The following is a 15,067-nucleotide window of genomic DNA, read 5'->3' as shown; positions in this document are numbered from 1 at the left end:
ATGACTTCTCTTGACGGTACCGCTGCCCGCGCCCGACTGCTCGAACTCATCAAGGAGCTCGCCGTGGTGCACGGGAGGGTCACGCTCTCCAGCGGCAAGGAGGCGGATTACTACATTGACCTCCGCCGGATCACCCTCCATCACGAGGCGAGTGCGCTGGTGGGCCAAGTCATGCTGGCCATGCTCGATGACGCCGGGATTGACTTCGAGGCCGTCGGCGGCCTGACGCTGGGGGCTGATCCGGTGGCCACCGCCATCATGCACGTGGCGCGCAGCCAGGGCCGGGCCGTCGATGCCGCCGTAGTACGTAAAGCACAGAAGGCCTACGGTATGCAGCGCCAGGTGGAGGGCCCTTCCGTGGAGGGTCGCAGGGTCGTGGTTCTTGAGGACACCTCGACGACGGGTGCCTCGCCGCTCGCTGCTGTGGAGGGGATGCGTAAGGCTGGTGGGCAGGTCCAGGCAGTGGCTGTCATCGTGGACCGGGCGACCGGTGCCCAGGCGTTGATTGAAGAAGGCACCGGCGTGCCGTATTTCGCCGCGTTCAGCAAGGACGAGCTGGGCCTGGACTGACCCCACAGGCTCCCAGCCCTCGCGGGCTCGGACCGGGACCCTCGCCAGCGGGGCCCCACCCACAGGCTCCCCGCCCGCGCGGGCTCGGACCGGGACCCGCGCCGGCGGGGCCCCACCCACACGCTCCCAGCCCGCGCGGGCGCGGACCGGGACCCTCGCCAGCGGGGCCCCACCCACAGGCTCCCCGCCCGCGCGGGCTCGGACCGGGACCCTCGCCTGCGGGGCCCCACCCACAGGCTCCCAGCCACCCGGTAACGTTGGGCTATGACTATGAACCTTGATGATTCCGGGGTGGATGTGCTCCCCGAGCCCGAGCGCGAAGTGCTGACCTGGGACATGTTCGGTGATGCCTCCCGTGAGCTCGCCCAGACCGTGGTGGACAGTGGCTTCCATCCGGAGGTGGTGGTCGCCATCGCCCGCGGTGGACTGTTGCTCGCCGGGTCCATCGCCTATGCGCTGGGAGCCAAGGCCTGTGGGGCGCTCAATGTGGAGTTCTACACCGGCATCGGCACGGTGCTGCCAGAGCCTGTGGTGCTGCCACCCATGCTGGATGAAGGGGCGCTGCGCGGCAAAAAGGTGCTTCTGGTCGATGACGTCTCGGATTCCGGGCGCACCCTGGCCACGGTGGTGGAGTTGATTGCTGACTGGGGTGCGGAGGTGAAGACGGTCTGCCTCTACACCAAGCCCCGCACCATCCTGGAACCGGACTTCGAATGGCGCCGGACGGACAAATGGATCACGTTCCCCTGGTCCGCGCTACCGCCGGTAGAGGCCTCTGCCTAGCCGGCCAGAACTGGCAGCAGCGCGGTACCACCGGTGCAGCTTACTTCACCGCGCCCGCTGTCAGCCCTGCAACAAAGTTGCGCTGCAGCAGCAGGAACCCGATGACGACCGGGATGCTGACTACCAACGATGCCGCCATGATCTGATTCCAGTACACATTGGTCTGGGTTGAATACAGTTGCAGGCCGACGGCCAGGGTGCGATTTTCATCCGTCGTCATGACTGAGGCGAACAGCACCTCGCCCCACGAGGTCATGAAGGAGTAGATGGCGACTGCGATCAGGCCCGGGCGGGCTGCCGGCAACACCACCCGCCAGAGTGCGCCCATGGGGCCGGAGCCGTCCACCTTGGCGGCCTCATCGAGTTCTCGCGGAATGCCGTCGAAGTACCCGGCCAGCATCCAGATCGCGAAGGGCAGCGAGAAGGTCAGGTAGGTGATGATCAGACCCAGTCGGGTACCGACCAACTGGATGCCCAGCAGGGTGTTGATGTTCACAAAGATCAGGAACAGGGGTAGCAGGAACAGCACCCCGGGGAACATCTGCGTGGAGAGCACCGTGGTGGAGAAGATTCCTCGGCCGAAGAACCGGTAGCGGCTCATGGCGTAGGCCGCGAAGATCGCGATGATCACGCTGACCACCGTGGCTGATCCGGCAACGATCAGGGAGTTGCCAAAGTAGCTGGCCAGCGGCACGGTCTTCCAGATGTCGATGAAGGGCTGGATCGTCAGATTGCTGGGCCACCAGGTGAAGGCGCCTTCGACGTCGCTGAGGGGCTTGAGTGCGGAGGTGATCATGACGTAGATCGGGACCGCGGTGAAAATGCCCAGGACGGCCAGGGTGACTATGCGGAAGATTTTACTTCCCTGGGTTTCACGCACGCTTCGACCTCTTCTCTGACGTCTTCTCCGACATCGACGGGCGGTTCAGGATCAGCAAGTAGATCCCGCTGACCACGAGCAGGAACAGCAGCAGCATCACCGACATGGCTGAGCCTGAACCGAAGTTCCAGGTGAGGAAGGATGCGTTGTAGATATGGAAGGAGATCAGGTCTCCCTGTGGCGGCTGTGCGCTGCCGAACAGGACAAACGGTGTGTTGAAGTCATTGAAGGTCCAGAGGAACATCACCAGCAGGAGCACCGAGTTCACCGGGCGCATCATCGGCAACGTGATTGAGCGCCACTGCCGGAAGGGCCGGGCGCCATCCACCGCAGAGGCCTCGTAGACATCGTGGGGAACCGATTGCAACCCGGCCATCAGCATGAGGAAAGCGAAGGGCCACATCTTCCAGACCGCGACGATGACCAGTGAGATGAAGGAATTGTCGCCGATCAACCAGAACGGCTTGTCGCCGGGCAGATGCAGGACGTCGTAGAGAAAGAAGTTCACTGCGCCGGTATCCTTCTGCAGCATGAACTTCCAGGTGATGATGGCCGCATAGGTAGGTAGAGCGTAGGGAATCAGAAACAGCGTGCGTAGGAAGCCTCTGCCGAAGAACTTGCGCTGCAGAGCCACGGCCCCGGCCATGCCGAAGGACCACGAGATGCCCACCACCAGGAGGGTGAACCCGCAGGTGATCAGAAAGGACTGGAGGAGTCCGGCACCCACGGCCCCGTTGAAGTCAGCAGCGATCTGGTAGTTGCCCAGTCCCAGGAAGGGCGCATTGCTCCAATGGGCGATGAAGACCTTGGTGAGTTTGAAGAAGCTGACCCAGATGCCGAAAAACATCGGTATGACATGGATGAACAGCTCAAACAGGATGGCTGGAGCCAGTAGGGCGTAGGGCAGCCACCATCCGGCTGCTCGGCGCTTCCTGGGCCGTAGGGGGGTGCGGTGCGCAGCCGGGGTGGCCGACTGCTGGTCGGCAGGAGTGGTGGCGGTCACAAGACGTCGTCCTTCTACGGTGCGGGTACGGTGCGGATGCAGGCGAAGATGATGCGCGATGCCGAGGGGTGGCCAGTGGTGCTGGCCACCCCTCGAGTGATCGGCAGTTCGTTATCCTGCTGCTGCGACCTGATCCTGCGCCGCCTTGAAGGCCTTGCGGATATCGTCGGTGCTGACCGACCCGCCGGAGGCGATAGTGGCGAAGAACTGGTTCATCGCCTTACCCACGGTGTTCTCGAACTGGTCCTCATTGGGTGTTTGTGGCAGTGGCTTGGACATGGTCGAGTAGATGTCGCTGAAGGTCTTGGCTTCGGCTGCGTTGTCCGTGAAGACTGCCTTGGCATCCTTGAGCACCGGCAGCGAGGAGAACGGCTTGCCCAGCGTGGTCTGGGTGTCCGGGCTCGTCATGAAGTTGACGAACTTCAGCGCCGCATCCTTGTTCTTGGTGTTCTTGAAGATGGAGAGGTTGATGCCGGCCACAAAGCTGGCGATCTTGTCTTTGGCATTCTGAGGTGCCGGGAAGGGGACCACCCCGTAGGCGTCGCTCTTCATGCCGTTGGCGACGATGGAGTTATCAGCATTGTTCTGCGTCAGAACCATGCCCACCTTGCCTGTGGCGAAGTCGTTGACCGCCTTGCTGCCGTTGGCGTACTGGGCGTTGCCGACGTCGGCCACCTTGTCGCTTTGCATCAGGTCGATATAGCGCTTGGCTCCGTTGACCACGCCGTCCGAGGTGAAGGTCGGCTTGCCGTCCTTGTCGAAGAGTTCCGCGCCGTTCTGGGCGGCGTTGATGAAGGCGAAGTGCGCATTTTCGGTGTAGCTGCCTGCGGCCAGGGCGAAGCCGTGAACTGCGCCAGTGGTGAGCTTCTTCGCATCAGCAACCATGTCCTCCCAGGTGGTGGGAGGCTGCAAGCCGGCGGCAGCGAACATTGCCTTGTTGTAATACAGGCCGTAGGCCAGGCCGTAGACCGGGACGGAGGTTGGCGTCTGGCCGGGCGCCCCACCGGTGTCCAGGGCGGTCTTGACGAATTTGTCCGCTCCGCCGATGGCCTTCATCTCGGTGTCGCCGAACGGCAGGAAAGCTCCCGTGGCCTGCAGTGATGAGGCCCAGGTGTTCCCGATATTCACCACGTCGGGAGCCTGGCCTGAGGTGACTGCCGTCTGGATGCGCGTTTGCAGATCGTTCCAGCCGATCACTTCCATATTGACCTTGATGCCGGTCTGCTGCTGGAACTTGTCCAGGACGGGGCCGAGCACCTGCTTGTCGTTGTCAATGCTGGTTCCCTGGTTGGAGGCCCAGTAGGTCAGGGTGGTGTTTCCGCCGGAGTCGGAGGAGGAGTTGTTGCCGCCCCCGCAGGCGGCCGTACTGAGCGCGAGGGCGGTCAATGCCGCTACTGCCATGAATTTCCGAGCTTTCACAGGTGACTTCCTTGTCGAGGAGAAAGCGCCGAGTTCACCTCAAAGTGATCTGCGACACGGTGGTTGTCCTCAACCTAGATCACCTTTTGCCGAACGTCAATCAAAAGATGGGCAAATTCGCGTTAATCTTCGTAGAAGGTGACCTGAAGTATCAGCCGGCACCGACGACGGCGTCAATTCGCTGCGCCGACAGCACGTGATCGGTCACCATGCGGCTGGCACCGATGACGCCGGCCTCCCTGCCGGTCATGGACTGGACTACGCGCAGTCGAGACGTGGCCAGGGGCAGGGAGCGGCCGTACACCACCTCGCGAACTCCTGCCAGAAGGTGCTCACCGGCCATCGACAGGGACCCACCCACGACCACCACGGCGGGGTTGAGCATGCTGACGCAGGTGGCCAGTACATCGCCCACATCCCGGCCGGCCTGGCGGATCGCCTGGATGGCCTGAACGTTGCCCGAGCGGACCAGATCCAGAAGGTCACTGCCGTTGTGCGCAGAAATGCCGATGTCAGCCAATCGCCGGGTGAGGGCCGGAATGGAGGCGATCGCCTCCAGGCAGCCCTCGTTGCCACAGCGGCAGATCACTCCCTCACCCCGGGGAACCCTGACGTGGCCCAGGTCTCCCGCCGTGCCGTCGGCTCCGCGCTGCAGGAGGCCGCCGCTGATGATGCCGGAGCCGATGCCGGTTGCCACCTTGATGAAGAGCAGGTCATCAACGTCTTTCCAGTGGGCTGCGCGCTCACCGAGCGCCATGATGTTCACATCGTTGTCCACCAGGACGTCAGTGGGGAAGGTTCGCTGGACGTACTCCGGGATGTCGAAGCGATCCCAGCCGGGCATGATGGGGGGGTTGGTGGGCTTTCCGCTGCTGTGTTCGACCGGGCCGGGGACGCCCATGCCAATGCCGGCCAGCTCAGAGATATCCCGTCGGGACTCCTTCAGCAACTCGCTGCAGGCCTCGATGGCCAGATCCAGCACTGCCTCGGGTCCGGCTGCCACGTCGACTGAAATCCGATGCTCGCCCATGAGCATCCCGCCCAGATCGGTCAATCCGACCAGAACATGTGTTGCTCCGACGTCCACGGCGAACACCACACGCGCCGAGGGTTTGAAGGCGAGCCGGGAGGGTGGCCGTCCGCCGGAGGAGGCTGCCTCGCCTGCCGGCCCGATCAGGCCCAGGGAAACCAGCGCCTCCAACCGTGCCGCTACCGTGGACCGGGCCAGCCCGGTCAGCTCGGCAATCTCCGCCCGGGTGCGCGCCTGGCCATCCCGGAAGATCTGGAACAGCTCACCCGCACGCGTGGAGGAGCCGATGCCGGTACTGGTTCCCACCGGGGCTGCCGGAGTGGAGTATTGGGGTGTGGCCATGGCTTCAGTGATAGCACGGTGCGTGACCTGTTGTCGCTGCGGTGGACGTGCCCGGAGGTCGGTTGACCGTCACATGAGCTTGTCATGATCGTGAGTGAACAACTTTTGCTTGACGATCGGCAAAAGTGCAATACAGTGGAACCTGATGTGCCCCTCATCACAACGTCGTTCAAGGAGCCCTATGTCATCGCCTTCTTCGTCCTCATCTTCGTCGCCGCTTCTGTCTGTCCAGCTCTACTCCGTCCGGCGTCAGCTCGACGATGATCTGGCAGGAACCATCGCCACCGTTGCAGGCCTGGGATTCACAGCCGTCGAACCGTACAACTTCGCGCAGAACGCCGGCGCGCTCGGGGCGGCGCTGAGCGCCAACAACTTGGTGGCACCCAGCGGCCACGCACCCCTGCTCCGCAGCGATCAGGAAGAGACTTTCACCGCAGCCAAGGCACTGGGCATCACGACCGTCATCGACCCCTTCATTCCGGCAGAACGCTGGGCCACTCTCGAGAGCATCGTGCAGATCGCTCAGGAACTCAACGCAGCGGCCGCCAAGGGCGCCGAATACGGTGTAGCCGTCGGCTACCACAACCATTGGTGGGAAGTGGAGACCGTGGTGGACGGACGCACCGCCCTGGAGCAACTGGCGGACCGGCTTGATCCGGCCGTCGTCCTGGAGGTGGATACCTACTGGGCTGCTGTTGCCGGGCAGGACCCGGCCGAGTTGTTGCGCCGCCTGGGGGATCGGGTGAAGTTCGTCCACCTCAAAGATGGCCCGCTGACAACCGAACCGTTGGACCAGCTTCCCGCGGGCGAGGGGAAAGTGGACATTCCTGCGATCCTGGCAGCCGCGCCGCAACTGAGCGCGGGGGTCGTCGAATTTGATGACTACCGCGGAGACATCTTCGCCGGACTCGGCACCAGCCTGTCCTACCTGCGCACTCTGACCACCGAAGGTGAGGCACAGGCATGAGCGCTGGAACCGGCCGCGGGCCGGTCGGCATCGCACTGATCGGCGCGGGAGTGATCAGTAAGCAGTATCTGGAAAACCTCACCCGCTTTCCAGATGTCAGAGTCCATGCGGTCACCGACGTGTTTGAACAGGTTGCTGAAGAGCGTGCCAAAGAGTTCGGCATCGAATCCTACGGCGGTGTTGACGTTGCGCTGGAGCACCCTGAGGTAGAGATTGTGGTCAACCTGACCATTCCTGCCGCGCACGTCGCGGTGGCGGAACAGGCGGTAGCTGCGGGGAAGCACGTATGGAGTGAGAAACCCTTCTCCCTGGACCGGGAAAGTGGCATCGGGCTGCTGAAGGCAGCAGACCAGGCCGGCCTGCGTCTGGGTTGTGCGCCGGACACCTTCCTCGGACCGGGCCTGCAGACTGCCCTGAGAATGATCCAGCGTGGTGATATCGGCCAGCCGCTCACCGCACTGACCCTGATGCAGAGCCCCGGGCCGGAGTCATGGCACCCGAACCCCGCCTTCCTGTTCCAGTACGGCGCTGGTCCGCTCTTCGACATCGGCCCGTACTATCTCACCGCCCTGATCCAGGCCTTCGGCTCGATTTCACGCGTGGCCGCGATCGGTTCCCGTTCGCGTAACCAGCGCGTCATCGGCTCCGGACCCAAGGCGGGTGAGGTGTTCGACGTCGAGGTTCCCACTCATATGGGTGCCCTGATGCAGTTCGCTTCAGGGGAATCCGCGCAGAGCATCTTCAGCTTCGATTCACCGCGGCCCCGCACCGGGTTCCTGGAGATCACCGGAACCGAGGCGACCATTGCCCTGCCGGATCCGAACAACTTCGATGGCGAGATCCGGATTGCGCGCACCGGAGTCCAGGAATGGACCTCGGTGCCGTGTGAAGGACCCGTCACCGGACGCGGCGTGGGCACCCTGGATATGGCGCGGTCCATCCGCGCAGGCGTTCCGCACCGGGCCACTGGAGAACAGGCCTTCCATGTGGTGGACTCCATGGTGTCCATCGCCGAGTCTGCGGAGCGCGGCGAGTTTGTCGATGTCCTTTCCACCGCGCCCACCACAAGCCCGCTTCCCGCCGACTGGAATCCCTTCGGCTCAACCCTCGGAGGATAACGATGGTGGATCGCCTTGGCGTCGCTGTGATCGGTTACGCATTCATGGGCAAAGCCCATTCGAATGCCTGGCGGAATGTAGCCAGCTTCTTTGACGTGCCAGCCTTCGAGCAGAAGGTTCTGGTGGGTCGGGATGCCGATCAGGTGGCCGCCGCCGCAGCGGCCTACGGCTGGGCCGAATCCGCAACCGACTGGCGTGAGGTCATTGCCCGGCCGGACATTAATATTGTGGATATCTGCACGCCCGGCTGGACGCACGCCGAGATCGCGATTGCCGCGCTGCAGGCCGGAAAACATGTGCTGGTGGAAAAGCCGCTGGCCAACACGCTGGACGAGGCAGAGGCGATGACGGAGGCGGCGGCAGTCGCTGCGGGACGGGGGGTGAAGTCGATGGTGGGCTTCAACTACCGGCGGGTTCCCGCGCTGGCGTTGGCCCGCGAGCTGATCACCGAAGGCCGGCTTGGCTCGGTGCGGCAGGTCCGTGCGGCCTACCTGCAGGACTGGCTGAGCGACGCTCAGACGCCCATGACCTGGCGGCTCCGCAAGGAGACCGCCGGGTCCGGGGCGCTGGGAGACATTGCCTCCCACGCTATCGACCAGGTGCAGTACCTGACCGGCAGCGCCGTGACGGCGGTATCGGGCAGACTGCACACCTTTGTCACGGAACGCCCCGGTCGGGACGGGACGGAGGCGGTGACGGTCGATGACGCAGCCTGGGCCACGCTGAGTCTCGACTCGGGTGCCGTGGCCTCGGTGGAAGTCTCCCGGCTCGCCACCGGGGCGAAGAACTCGCTCCAGGTGGAGGTCTATGGGGAGAAGGGCGCGTTGCGCTTCGATCTGGAGACCCCCAATGAACTGTCCTTCCTGGATGCCACCGAGCCGGTTGAAGTGCAGGGCTTCCGCCGGATCCTGGTCAGCGAGCCGGAGCACCCGTATATGTCCGCCTGGTGGCCTCAGGGTCACCTGATCGGCTGGGAGCACACGTTCACGCACCAGGTGAGTGACTTCCTCCGGGCCATTGAGGACGACGTCGATCCCTCGCCGTCCTTCGAGGAGGGCCTGGCCATTCAGCGGATCCTCGCCGCAGTGGAGGATTCTGCCGCCGCAGGCAGCCTCCAGGTCCCCGTGGCCGGCGCGGCGCCCAGCGCGGCACCCGGCGCCGCACCTGCTGCCGGTGCCTCATTCGCCGAGTCGGCGGCGTCGGCCGTCACCGTTGTTGAAGGAGTTCAGGCATGAGTCGTCCGTTCACCCTGTTCACCGGCCAGTGGGCCGATCTTCCCCTGGAGGAAGTGGCGGCCCTGGCCTCCGGCTGGGGCTACGACGGCCTGGAGATCGCGGTGTCCGGTGACCATCTGGACGCCTGGCGTTGGGATGAACCCGGCTATGTGGAGTCCAAGCTGGCCCTGCTGGAGAAGTACAACCTCAAGGTCTGGGCGATTTCCAATCACCTCAAGGGTCAGGCGGTCTGCGACGATCCGATCGACTTCCGCCATCAGGCGATCGTCGGGTCCAAGGTCTGGGGAGATGGCGATCCGGAGGGCGTCCGTCAGCGGGCAGCCGAAGAGATGAAGCTCACGGCCCGGCTGGCTCAGGCGATGGGCGTCAAGACCGTGGTCGGTTTCACCGGCTCCAAGATCTGGCAGTACGTGGCCATGTTCCCGCCGGTCCCGGCCTCCGTGATCGAGGCCGGTTACCAGGATTTTGCGGACCGTTGGAACCCGATTCTGGACGTTTTTGATGAATGTGGCGTGCGCTTTGCCCACGAGGTGCACCCGAGCGAAATCGCCTACGACTACTGGAGTACCGTCCACAGCCTGGAGGCGATCGGGCACCGGGAGGCGTTCGGGCTGAACTGGGATCCTTCGCACATGATGTGGCAGGGGGTCGATCCGGTGTCCTTCATCTGGGACTTCAAGGACCGGATTTACCATGTGGACTGCAAGGACACCAAGCTGCGGATGACCGGGCGCAACACCGTCATGGGCTCCCACCTTGCGTGGGGAGATCCGCGGCGGGGCTGGGATTTCGTCTCCGCCGGGCGCGGCGATGTGCCCTGGGAGTCCGCCTTCCGGGCGCTCGCCGCCATCGGCTACGACGGCCCCATTTCGGTGGAGTGGGAGGATGCCGGCATGGACCGGCTGCACGGTGCACCGGAGGCGCTGGCCGCCCTGAAGAAGTTCGACTACCCACCGGCTCAGGGCAGCTTCGACGCGGCTTTCAGCAGCCAGGACTGAACGTCCTCTGACTGAACCTCATCGAGTGCCGCGGGGTGCCGATTTTCACTGGAATTTCCATGAAGGCCGGCACCCCGCGGCACTCGATGCGTTTAAGGAGACGTCAGTTCTGCGAGGTGGACTGCTACTCCCAGGTCCAGGATGTTCTCCTGCATTTCTGCCGGGAGCTGATCATCGGTGACCACGGCGTCGAGATTCTCGATCGGCGTCACCCGGAACCGCGAGGCGGTGCCGAACTTGGTGCTGTCCGCCAGCAGGAAGCACGATGACGAGGCCTCCATGGCGGCCAGCTTCATCTCCACTTTGTCCATGGATGGCGTGGTGACACCCCGGGACATGCTCCAGGTTCCGGTGCTCAGGAACGTCAGGTCCAAGGTGATGGAGGCCAGGGCCTGTGCGGCGATTCGTCCGCTGCTGGAGGCGCTGGAGGCATCGACCTGGCCGCCCGTGTGGATGACCTCGATGCCCGGGTAGGCGAACAGGCTGGTGACCACATAGAAATCGTTGGTCACCACGGTCAGGTCCTTGCGCTCCGCCAGCCAGGGCACCACGGACTGGCAGGTGGTGCCGGCATCCAGGAAGATCACCATGCCGTCGGCAATGAACTGCGCGGCCCGCTGAGCAATCGCCTGTTTGCGGGGGAGTTCCAGCTGGGCGCGGAATTCGCGCTCCCGAGGGGGCTCCTGGCCGGTCCAGTCGGCCAGGCGGACGCCGCCCTGCACCGAGGTGACCTGCCCCAGTTCCTCCAGTGTGGCGATATCCCGCCGCACGGTCATATGGGAGACCTTCATCGAATCGGTCAGCCCGCGGATGCTCAGTACACCTTCCCGGCGCAGCAGGCGCAGAATCTCCTGGTGACGCTGTTCAGGGATCAGAGGTCGGGCGGATACGCTCACGAACAGCTCCTTCAGTCCAAACGGATGACGCTGTCACAATCTTAACAAATTCTCACGGAGTGTTCCGATTTGTGAATATTTGGGGTAATCTCTTAATCGATGTTAACCAAATTTGAAGTCTTAGAGACCATTTACCGCACTGGCGCGCTCTTGATCACTCGCCTGGACTCCGCTGAGGAAGCCCATCGCGTTGCTGAGGCTGCCATTGAGGGCGGCATCCGTGCTGTCGAGGTTCCGCTGACTGTTCCTGGCGCGCTGGGCGTCATCGAGCGCCTCTCTGCGAGCTACGCAGATCAGGGCGTTGTGGTGGGCGCTGGCACCGTGCTGGACGCACAGGCTGCGTATGCTGCCGTTTCGGCGGGTGCCCGGCTGCTGGTGAGCCCGCAGCTCAACCCGGCCATGATCGCCACCGCCAACCGGTACCAGGCGGCCACGGCCAGCGGTGCCTTCACACCCACTGAGGTAGTGAACACCCTTGAGGCAGGCGGCGACATCGTCAAGCTGTTCCCCGCGGAACTCGGTGGTCCTGCCTACGTCAAGACCATCATGGCCCCCTTGCCGCAAGCGCCGATCATGCCTTCCGGTGGCGTCACGCCGGAGAATGTTGGCGCATGGTTCGCGGCGGGCGTCAGCGCCGTCGGCGTCGGAAGCTTTGTCACTAAGGCGGCGCAGGCCGATGGCGACTATCGCCGGGTGAGTGACGCGGCCCGGACCTTCCTGGATGCCATAGCTCAGGCCCGCGCCTGAGCTACCTCTTCATCCCTAACGATCCAACGACTACTACCAGTCAGAACACAAAGGAGTGAGCTGTATGAGCCAGGCCTCTGCAGAAAGCTACGCGAGTGAGGCCAGGCCTCTGAAGAAGGTGCGGATCAGGTGGTTCCTGATCGCTCTGCTCGTCATTGGCGGCGTTATCAACTATCTGGACCGCAACAACCTCAGCATCGCGAACACCACGATTGCCAAGGAGTTTGGTCTCAATGCCTTGCAGATGGGCTTGCTGCTCTCTGCCTTCTCGTGGCCCTACGCCATCGCGAACCTGCCCGCCGGTTATCTGGTGGACAAGTTTGGGCCGAAGAAGATGTTCGCCTGGGCGGCGGGCCTGTGGTCCATCGTCTCGATGCTCTCCGCGCTGGCAAACTCTTTCGGTTTTCTCTATGCAGCGCGCGTGGCGCTGGGCATCTCCGAGTCGCCGTTCTTTACCTCCGGTCTGAAGGTGTCCGAACGCTGGTTCAACAAGACCGAGCGTGCTCTGCCCGTCTCGATTGTTAACACCGGTTCACAGATCGCCAACGCCATCGCGCCGCCGCTGTTGACCTTCCTGCTGCTCACCATGACCTGGCGCGGAATGTTCGTGGTGATCGGTGCGCTCGGCATCATCATCGCTCTGGTCTGGCTGCGTATCTACCGCGACCCCACGCTCAAGGAACAGTTCATCATCAAGGGTGAAGCTGCCGACGAGGAGATCAAGCCGGTGGAGAAGCAGGTTGGCTGGGGTGCGTTGCTGACCAAGGGCACCACCTGGTTCATGGTTCTGGGCGCCTTCGGCATCTTCTACACGGTGTGGGTCTACCTGACCTGGTTGCCCAGCTACCTTCAGACGGCGCGCGGCTTCAGCCTGAGCCAGAGTGGTTGGCTGGCCTCGCTTCCCTTCCTCTGCGGCATCATCGGGGTTCTGTTTGGCGGTGTGCTCTCCAGCCGGATGATTGCACGCGGTGTCCCCACTCTGCGGGCCCGGAAGATTCCGATTGTGGGCGGTGCACTGTTGGCAGCCGTCGCCGTGCTCCCGGTGGCCTATGTGGAAAACACCACGCTGGCGATCATCCTGCTGTGCGTGGGGTACTTTGCGGCTCAGGTGCCGATCGGCGTTCTCTGGACCCTGGCCTCCGATATTGCGGCACCGAACCAGGTGGCCTCGCTCGGCGCCATCCAGAACTTTGGCGGGTTCCTCGGTGCGGCCGTTGCGCCCATCATCACCGGCTGGATTTTGACCGAAACGGGCGGAAACTACACGCTGGTCTTCCTGATCGGTGGCGTTCTGCTGGTGGTTGGCGCTCTGTCCTACGGACTGTTCGTCAAAGCCCGCAACGATTCGCCGGTCAGCCAGGCTTAAGCAGGCAACCGGTACAGCCGGGATATATGGGGACAATCAGGGATATTTAGGGACAGTCAGGGAACAGGAGAAAGATAGATGGCGACGATGACGCGCCCTCGGGTCTTTGTGGTGATCGGGCCAGCAGGCTCGGGAAAATCCAGTGTGAGTCGATCGATTGCCCGCCAGTACCAGGCGGCGTATATCGATAAGGACACCGCGACCATCCGGTTCACGGAGCTGGCTCTGACCCTCCATGGCTCTGACCCGAACGAGCGCGACAACAACGACTTCTACCAGAACGTCATCATGCCGTTGGAGTACGCCTCAATCCTTGACCTGGCGCGGGACAACCTCCAGGCCGGCAATTCGGTGGTGCTCGACGCACCGTTCGGCAAGTACTTTGCCGATCCGGACTACCTGGCCAGGGTGCAGGAGGCTCATCAGTGGCCCGATGCCGAGCTGGTGGTCGTGGAGGTCAGGCTCACCGGTGGCGCGCTGCGACAGCGTCTCATGAACCGTGGATATCCGCGGGATGAGTGGAAGCTGGCGAACTGGGAGACCTTCTGGGCTGGAGCTCAGGCCAACTCCTGCCGCTGGCGGGGGGCCAAGCATGTGGAGCTGGACAACTCACTGCCCGGCGCCTCGACCTCCGCCGAGGCGCTGAACGCCTTTGATCTGGCACTGAAAAGCGCGGAAGTCCGGCAGTAGTCCTGTAGTCGTTTGGTGGACCTGAACCTCATCGAGTGCCACGAGGATGGGAGGTCCAGTAACCAATGCAAAGATACTCTTGCAAAGAAATGTTTGCAAGAGTATCTTTGCATCTATGACCATCGACCAGCCGCCACGCTCCCTCGACTCCGGAGCACTCAAGGCTCTCGCTCATCCCCTGCGAGTACGCATCTTCGATCTGCTCTCCAGCCACGGGCCACAGACGGCAAGTTCCCTCGCGGCCCTGGTGGGTGAAACCTCCGGGGCCACGAGCTATCACCTCCGTGCGCTCGCGGCGCACCATCTCATCCAGGAGGTTCCCGGTCGCGGGACCGGGCGGGAACGATGGTGGGAGCGGCCTCAGGGGAAGATCACCTTTCCCGATCCTGACGAGACCACGACGCCCGCCAACCGGGCAGCCGCCCAGATTGTCACCTCCGAGTTCTTCCGGCTCCGCCATCAGACCCTGATGGACTACATCAACCGACCACAGTCCGAGCAACCGGAGGAATGGCGCGACGTCGGCGTGGTCCTGACCACCAACCTCGAGCTGACCGCGGCCCAGGCACTGGAGCTGAGGCAGGAGCTGACCAGGGTGGTCGAGGCAGCGGTTGAGCACTACCGGGGGCGGAGCGGGCCCGGGGCGCGCCGGGTGTCCCTGCGGGCCGAACTCTTCGATCTGCCCGGGGTTCCGCAGCGAACCAGCAATGCCAATGTCACTACTGAGCTGGAGGAATCATGAGTTACGCGACGTCGCACCCAGCAGCACTGACCCGCTCGGAACGCCGGGTGCTCCAGTTGGCACATCGGCTGACCTTGCTCATTGAACGCCGTGCAGCCCAACGCCTGGCGGAACGCACTGAGCGGCGGGCGCTGGCAGCGGAGCTGTTCCAGGAGCAGCCGGAACCCTGGCAGAGCCGTTCCGCGGAGCCGGGTGCCGTGCTGGACCACGCGCTCGCCAGCCAATGGCTGCCGATGCGCTGACTGGCTCCCGGCGCCGGTGAGTGTCGAGGTCATGCTGTT

At 63.6% G+C, this 15,067-nt stretch carries 16 protein-coding genes; 11 read left to right on the top strand and 5 right to left on the bottom strand.

The annotated features are described in order from the left end of the window. Nucleotides 1-570, top strand: coding sequence for an orotate phosphoribosyltransferase (gene pyrE / locus QQM37_RS05470; RefSeq protein WP_285725578.1), 570 nt, complete (start codon nucleotides 1-3; stop codon nucleotides 568-570). 264 nt (nucleotides 571-834) lie between these two features. Continuing rightward, nucleotides 835-1,353, top strand: coding sequence for a phosphoribosyltransferase (locus QQM37_RS05465; RefSeq protein WP_285725577.1), 519 nt, complete (start codon nucleotides 835-837; stop codon nucleotides 1,351-1,353). 40 nt (nucleotides 1,354-1,393) lie between these two features. On the opposite strand, the gene QQM37_RS05460 is transcribed toward QQM37_RS05465, so the two are convergent. From QQM37_RS05460 to QQM37_RS05445, 4 genes are all read right to left on the bottom strand, one after another. Beyond that, on the bottom strand, nucleotides 1,394-2,233 hold the full coding sequence (locus tag QQM37_RS05460) for a carbohydrate ABC transporter permease (RefSeq protein ID WP_285725576.1): 840 nt from the start codon (nucleotides 2,231-2,233) through the stop codon (nucleotides 1,394-1,396). Then, a complete protein-coding gene (locus QQM37_RS05455; protein ID WP_285725575.1) occupies nucleotides 2,226-3,236 on the bottom strand; it encodes a carbohydrate ABC transporter permease in 1,011 nt (336 codons plus the stop codon). Before QQM37_RS05455 ends, QQM37_RS05460 begins: the two co-directional genes overlap by 8 nt. A gap of 111 nt (nucleotides 3,237-3,347) precedes the next feature. Beyond that, nucleotides 3,348-4,655, bottom strand: a complete 1,308-nt coding sequence (locus QQM37_RS05450) for an ABC transporter substrate-binding protein (protein ID WP_285725574.1) — start codon at nucleotides 4,653-4,655, stop codon at nucleotides 3,348-3,350. Nucleotides 4,656-4,806: 151 nt separating this feature from the next. Further along, nucleotides 4,807-6,027, bottom strand: a complete 1,221-nt coding sequence (locus QQM37_RS05445) for an ROK family transcriptional regulator (protein WP_285725572.1) — start codon at nucleotides 6,025-6,027, stop codon at nucleotides 4,807-4,809. 181 nt (nucleotides 6,028-6,208) lie between these two features. Here QQM37_RS05445 and QQM37_RS05440 point away from each other — a divergent pair, with 181 nt between their 5' ends. Genes QQM37_RS05440 through QQM37_RS05425 form a run of 4 tightly spaced genes read left to right on the top strand, consistent with a single transcriptional unit; the run spans nucleotide 6,209 to nucleotide 10,345 of the window. Then, complete coding sequence (locus QQM37_RS05440; RefSeq protein ID WP_285725571.1) at nucleotides 6,209-6,994, top strand: sugar phosphate isomerase/epimerase family protein; 786 nt, start codon at nucleotides 6,209-6,211, stop codon at nucleotides 6,992-6,994. Next, entirely contained in the window at nucleotides 6,991-8,112 is a 1,122-nt protein-coding gene (locus QQM37_RS05435) for a Gfo/Idh/MocA family protein (protein WP_285725570.1), read from the top strand. The genes QQM37_RS05440 and QQM37_RS05435 overlap by 4 nt, the downstream gene beginning before the upstream one ends. Nucleotides 8,113-8,114: 2 nt before the next feature. Continuing rightward, entirely contained in the window at nucleotides 8,115-9,347 is a 1,233-nt protein-coding gene (locus QQM37_RS05430; RefSeq protein WP_285725569.1) for a Gfo/Idh/MocA family protein, read from the top strand. Next, nucleotides 9,344-10,345 carry a sugar phosphate isomerase/epimerase family protein gene (locus QQM37_RS05425; protein WP_285725568.1) on the top strand — a complete coding sequence of 334 codons (1,002 nt, stop codon included), beginning with the start codon at nucleotides 9,344-9,346 and terminating at the stop codon, nucleotides 10,343-10,345. The genes QQM37_RS05430 and QQM37_RS05425 overlap by 4 nt, the downstream gene beginning before the upstream one ends. 92 nt (nucleotides 10,346-10,437) lie before the next feature. Here QQM37_RS05425 and QQM37_RS05420 read toward each other — a convergent pair whose 3' ends face one another. Further along, nucleotides 10,438-11,241 carry a DeoR/GlpR family DNA-binding transcription regulator gene (locus QQM37_RS05420; protein WP_285725567.1) on the bottom strand — a complete coding sequence of 268 codons (804 nt, stop codon included), beginning with the start codon at nucleotides 11,239-11,241 and terminating at the stop codon, nucleotides 10,438-10,440. 99 nt (nucleotides 11,242-11,340) lie between these two features. Here QQM37_RS05420 and QQM37_RS05415 point away from each other — a divergent pair, with 99 nt between their 5' ends. The 5 genes from QQM37_RS05415 (at nucleotide 11,341) to QQM37_RS05395 (ending at nucleotide 15,028) form a co-directional block, all read left to right on the top strand. Next, entirely contained in the window at nucleotides 11,341-11,988 is a 648-nt protein-coding gene (locus QQM37_RS05415; RefSeq protein ID WP_285725566.1) for a bifunctional 4-hydroxy-2-oxoglutarate aldolase/2-dehydro-3-deoxy-phosphogluconate aldolase, read from the top strand. Between the two features lie 64 nt (nucleotides 11,989-12,052). Next, nucleotides 12,053-13,354 carry an MFS transporter gene (locus tag QQM37_RS05410; RefSeq protein ID WP_285725564.1) on the top strand — a complete coding sequence of 434 codons (1,302 nt, stop codon included), beginning with the start codon at nucleotides 12,053-12,055 and terminating at the stop codon, nucleotides 13,352-13,354. A gap of 78 nt (nucleotides 13,355-13,432) precedes the next feature. After that, nucleotides 13,433-14,044, top strand: coding sequence for a P-loop nucleotide/nucleoside kinase family protein (locus tag QQM37_RS05405; RefSeq protein ID WP_285725563.1), 612 nt, complete (start codon nucleotides 13,433-13,435; stop codon nucleotides 14,042-14,044). Nucleotides 14,045-14,159: 115 nt separating this feature from the next. Then, nucleotides 14,160-14,786, top strand: a complete 627-nt coding sequence (locus QQM37_RS05400) for an ArsR/SmtB family transcription factor (protein ID WP_285725562.1) — start codon at nucleotides 14,160-14,162, stop codon at nucleotides 14,784-14,786. Next, nucleotides 14,783-15,028, top strand: a complete 246-nt coding sequence (locus QQM37_RS05395) for a hypothetical protein (RefSeq protein WP_285725561.1) — start codon at nucleotides 14,783-14,785, stop codon at nucleotides 15,026-15,028. The genes QQM37_RS05400 and QQM37_RS05395 overlap by 4 nt, the downstream gene beginning before the upstream one ends. Nucleotides 15,029-15,067 lie beyond the last annotated feature (39 nt).

The sequence above is a fragment of the Psychromicrobium xiongbiense genome, from assembly GCF_030271165.1.
GTDB lineage: Bacteria > Actinomycetota > Actinomycetes > Actinomycetales > Micrococcaceae > Renibacterium > Renibacterium xiongbiense.
Note: the sequence above shows the minus strand (reverse complement) of the source record. Positions and strands in the feature narration are given on the sequence as shown.

Coding starts and splice junctions, on each gene's coding strand:
- pyrE (WP_285725578.1), top strand. CDS start 1: ATGACTTCTCTTGACGGTACCGCTGCCCGCGCCCGACTGCTCGAACTC.
- QQM37_RS05465 (WP_285725577.1), top strand. CDS start 835: ATGACTATGAACCTTGATGATTCCGGGGTGGATGTGCTCCCCGAGCCC.
- QQM37_RS05445 (WP_285725572.1), bottom strand. CDS start 6,027: ATGGCCACACCCCAATACTCCACTCCGGCAGCCCCGGTGGGAACCAGT.
- QQM37_RS05440 (WP_285725571.1), top strand. CDS start 6,209: ATGTCATCGCCTTCTTCGTCCTCATCTTCGTCGCCGCTTCTGTCTGTC.
- QQM37_RS05435 (WP_285725570.1), top strand. CDS start 6,991: ATGAGCGCTGGAACCGGCCGCGGGCCGGTCGGCATCGCACTGATCGGC.
- QQM37_RS05430 (WP_285725569.1), top strand. CDS start 8,115: ATGGTGGATCGCCTTGGCGTCGCTGTGATCGGTTACGCATTCATGGGC.
- QQM37_RS05425 (WP_285725568.1), top strand. CDS start 9,344: ATGAGTCGTCCGTTCACCCTGTTCACCGGCCAGTGGGCCGATCTTCCC.
- QQM37_RS05415 (WP_285725566.1), top strand. CDS start 11,341: ATGTTAACCAAATTTGAAGTCTTAGAGACCATTTACCGCACTGGCGCG.
- QQM37_RS05410 (WP_285725564.1), top strand. CDS start 12,053: ATGAGCCAGGCCTCTGCAGAAAGCTACGCGAGTGAGGCCAGGCCTCTG.
- QQM37_RS05405 (WP_285725563.1), top strand. CDS start 13,433: ATGGCGACGATGACGCGCCCTCGGGTCTTTGTGGTGATCGGGCCAGCA.
- QQM37_RS05400 (WP_285725562.1), top strand. CDS start 14,160: ATGACCATCGACCAGCCGCCACGCTCCCTCGACTCCGGAGCACTCAAG.
- QQM37_RS05395 (WP_285725561.1), top strand. CDS start 14,783: ATGAGTTACGCGACGTCGCACCCAGCAGCACTGACCCGCTCGGAACGC.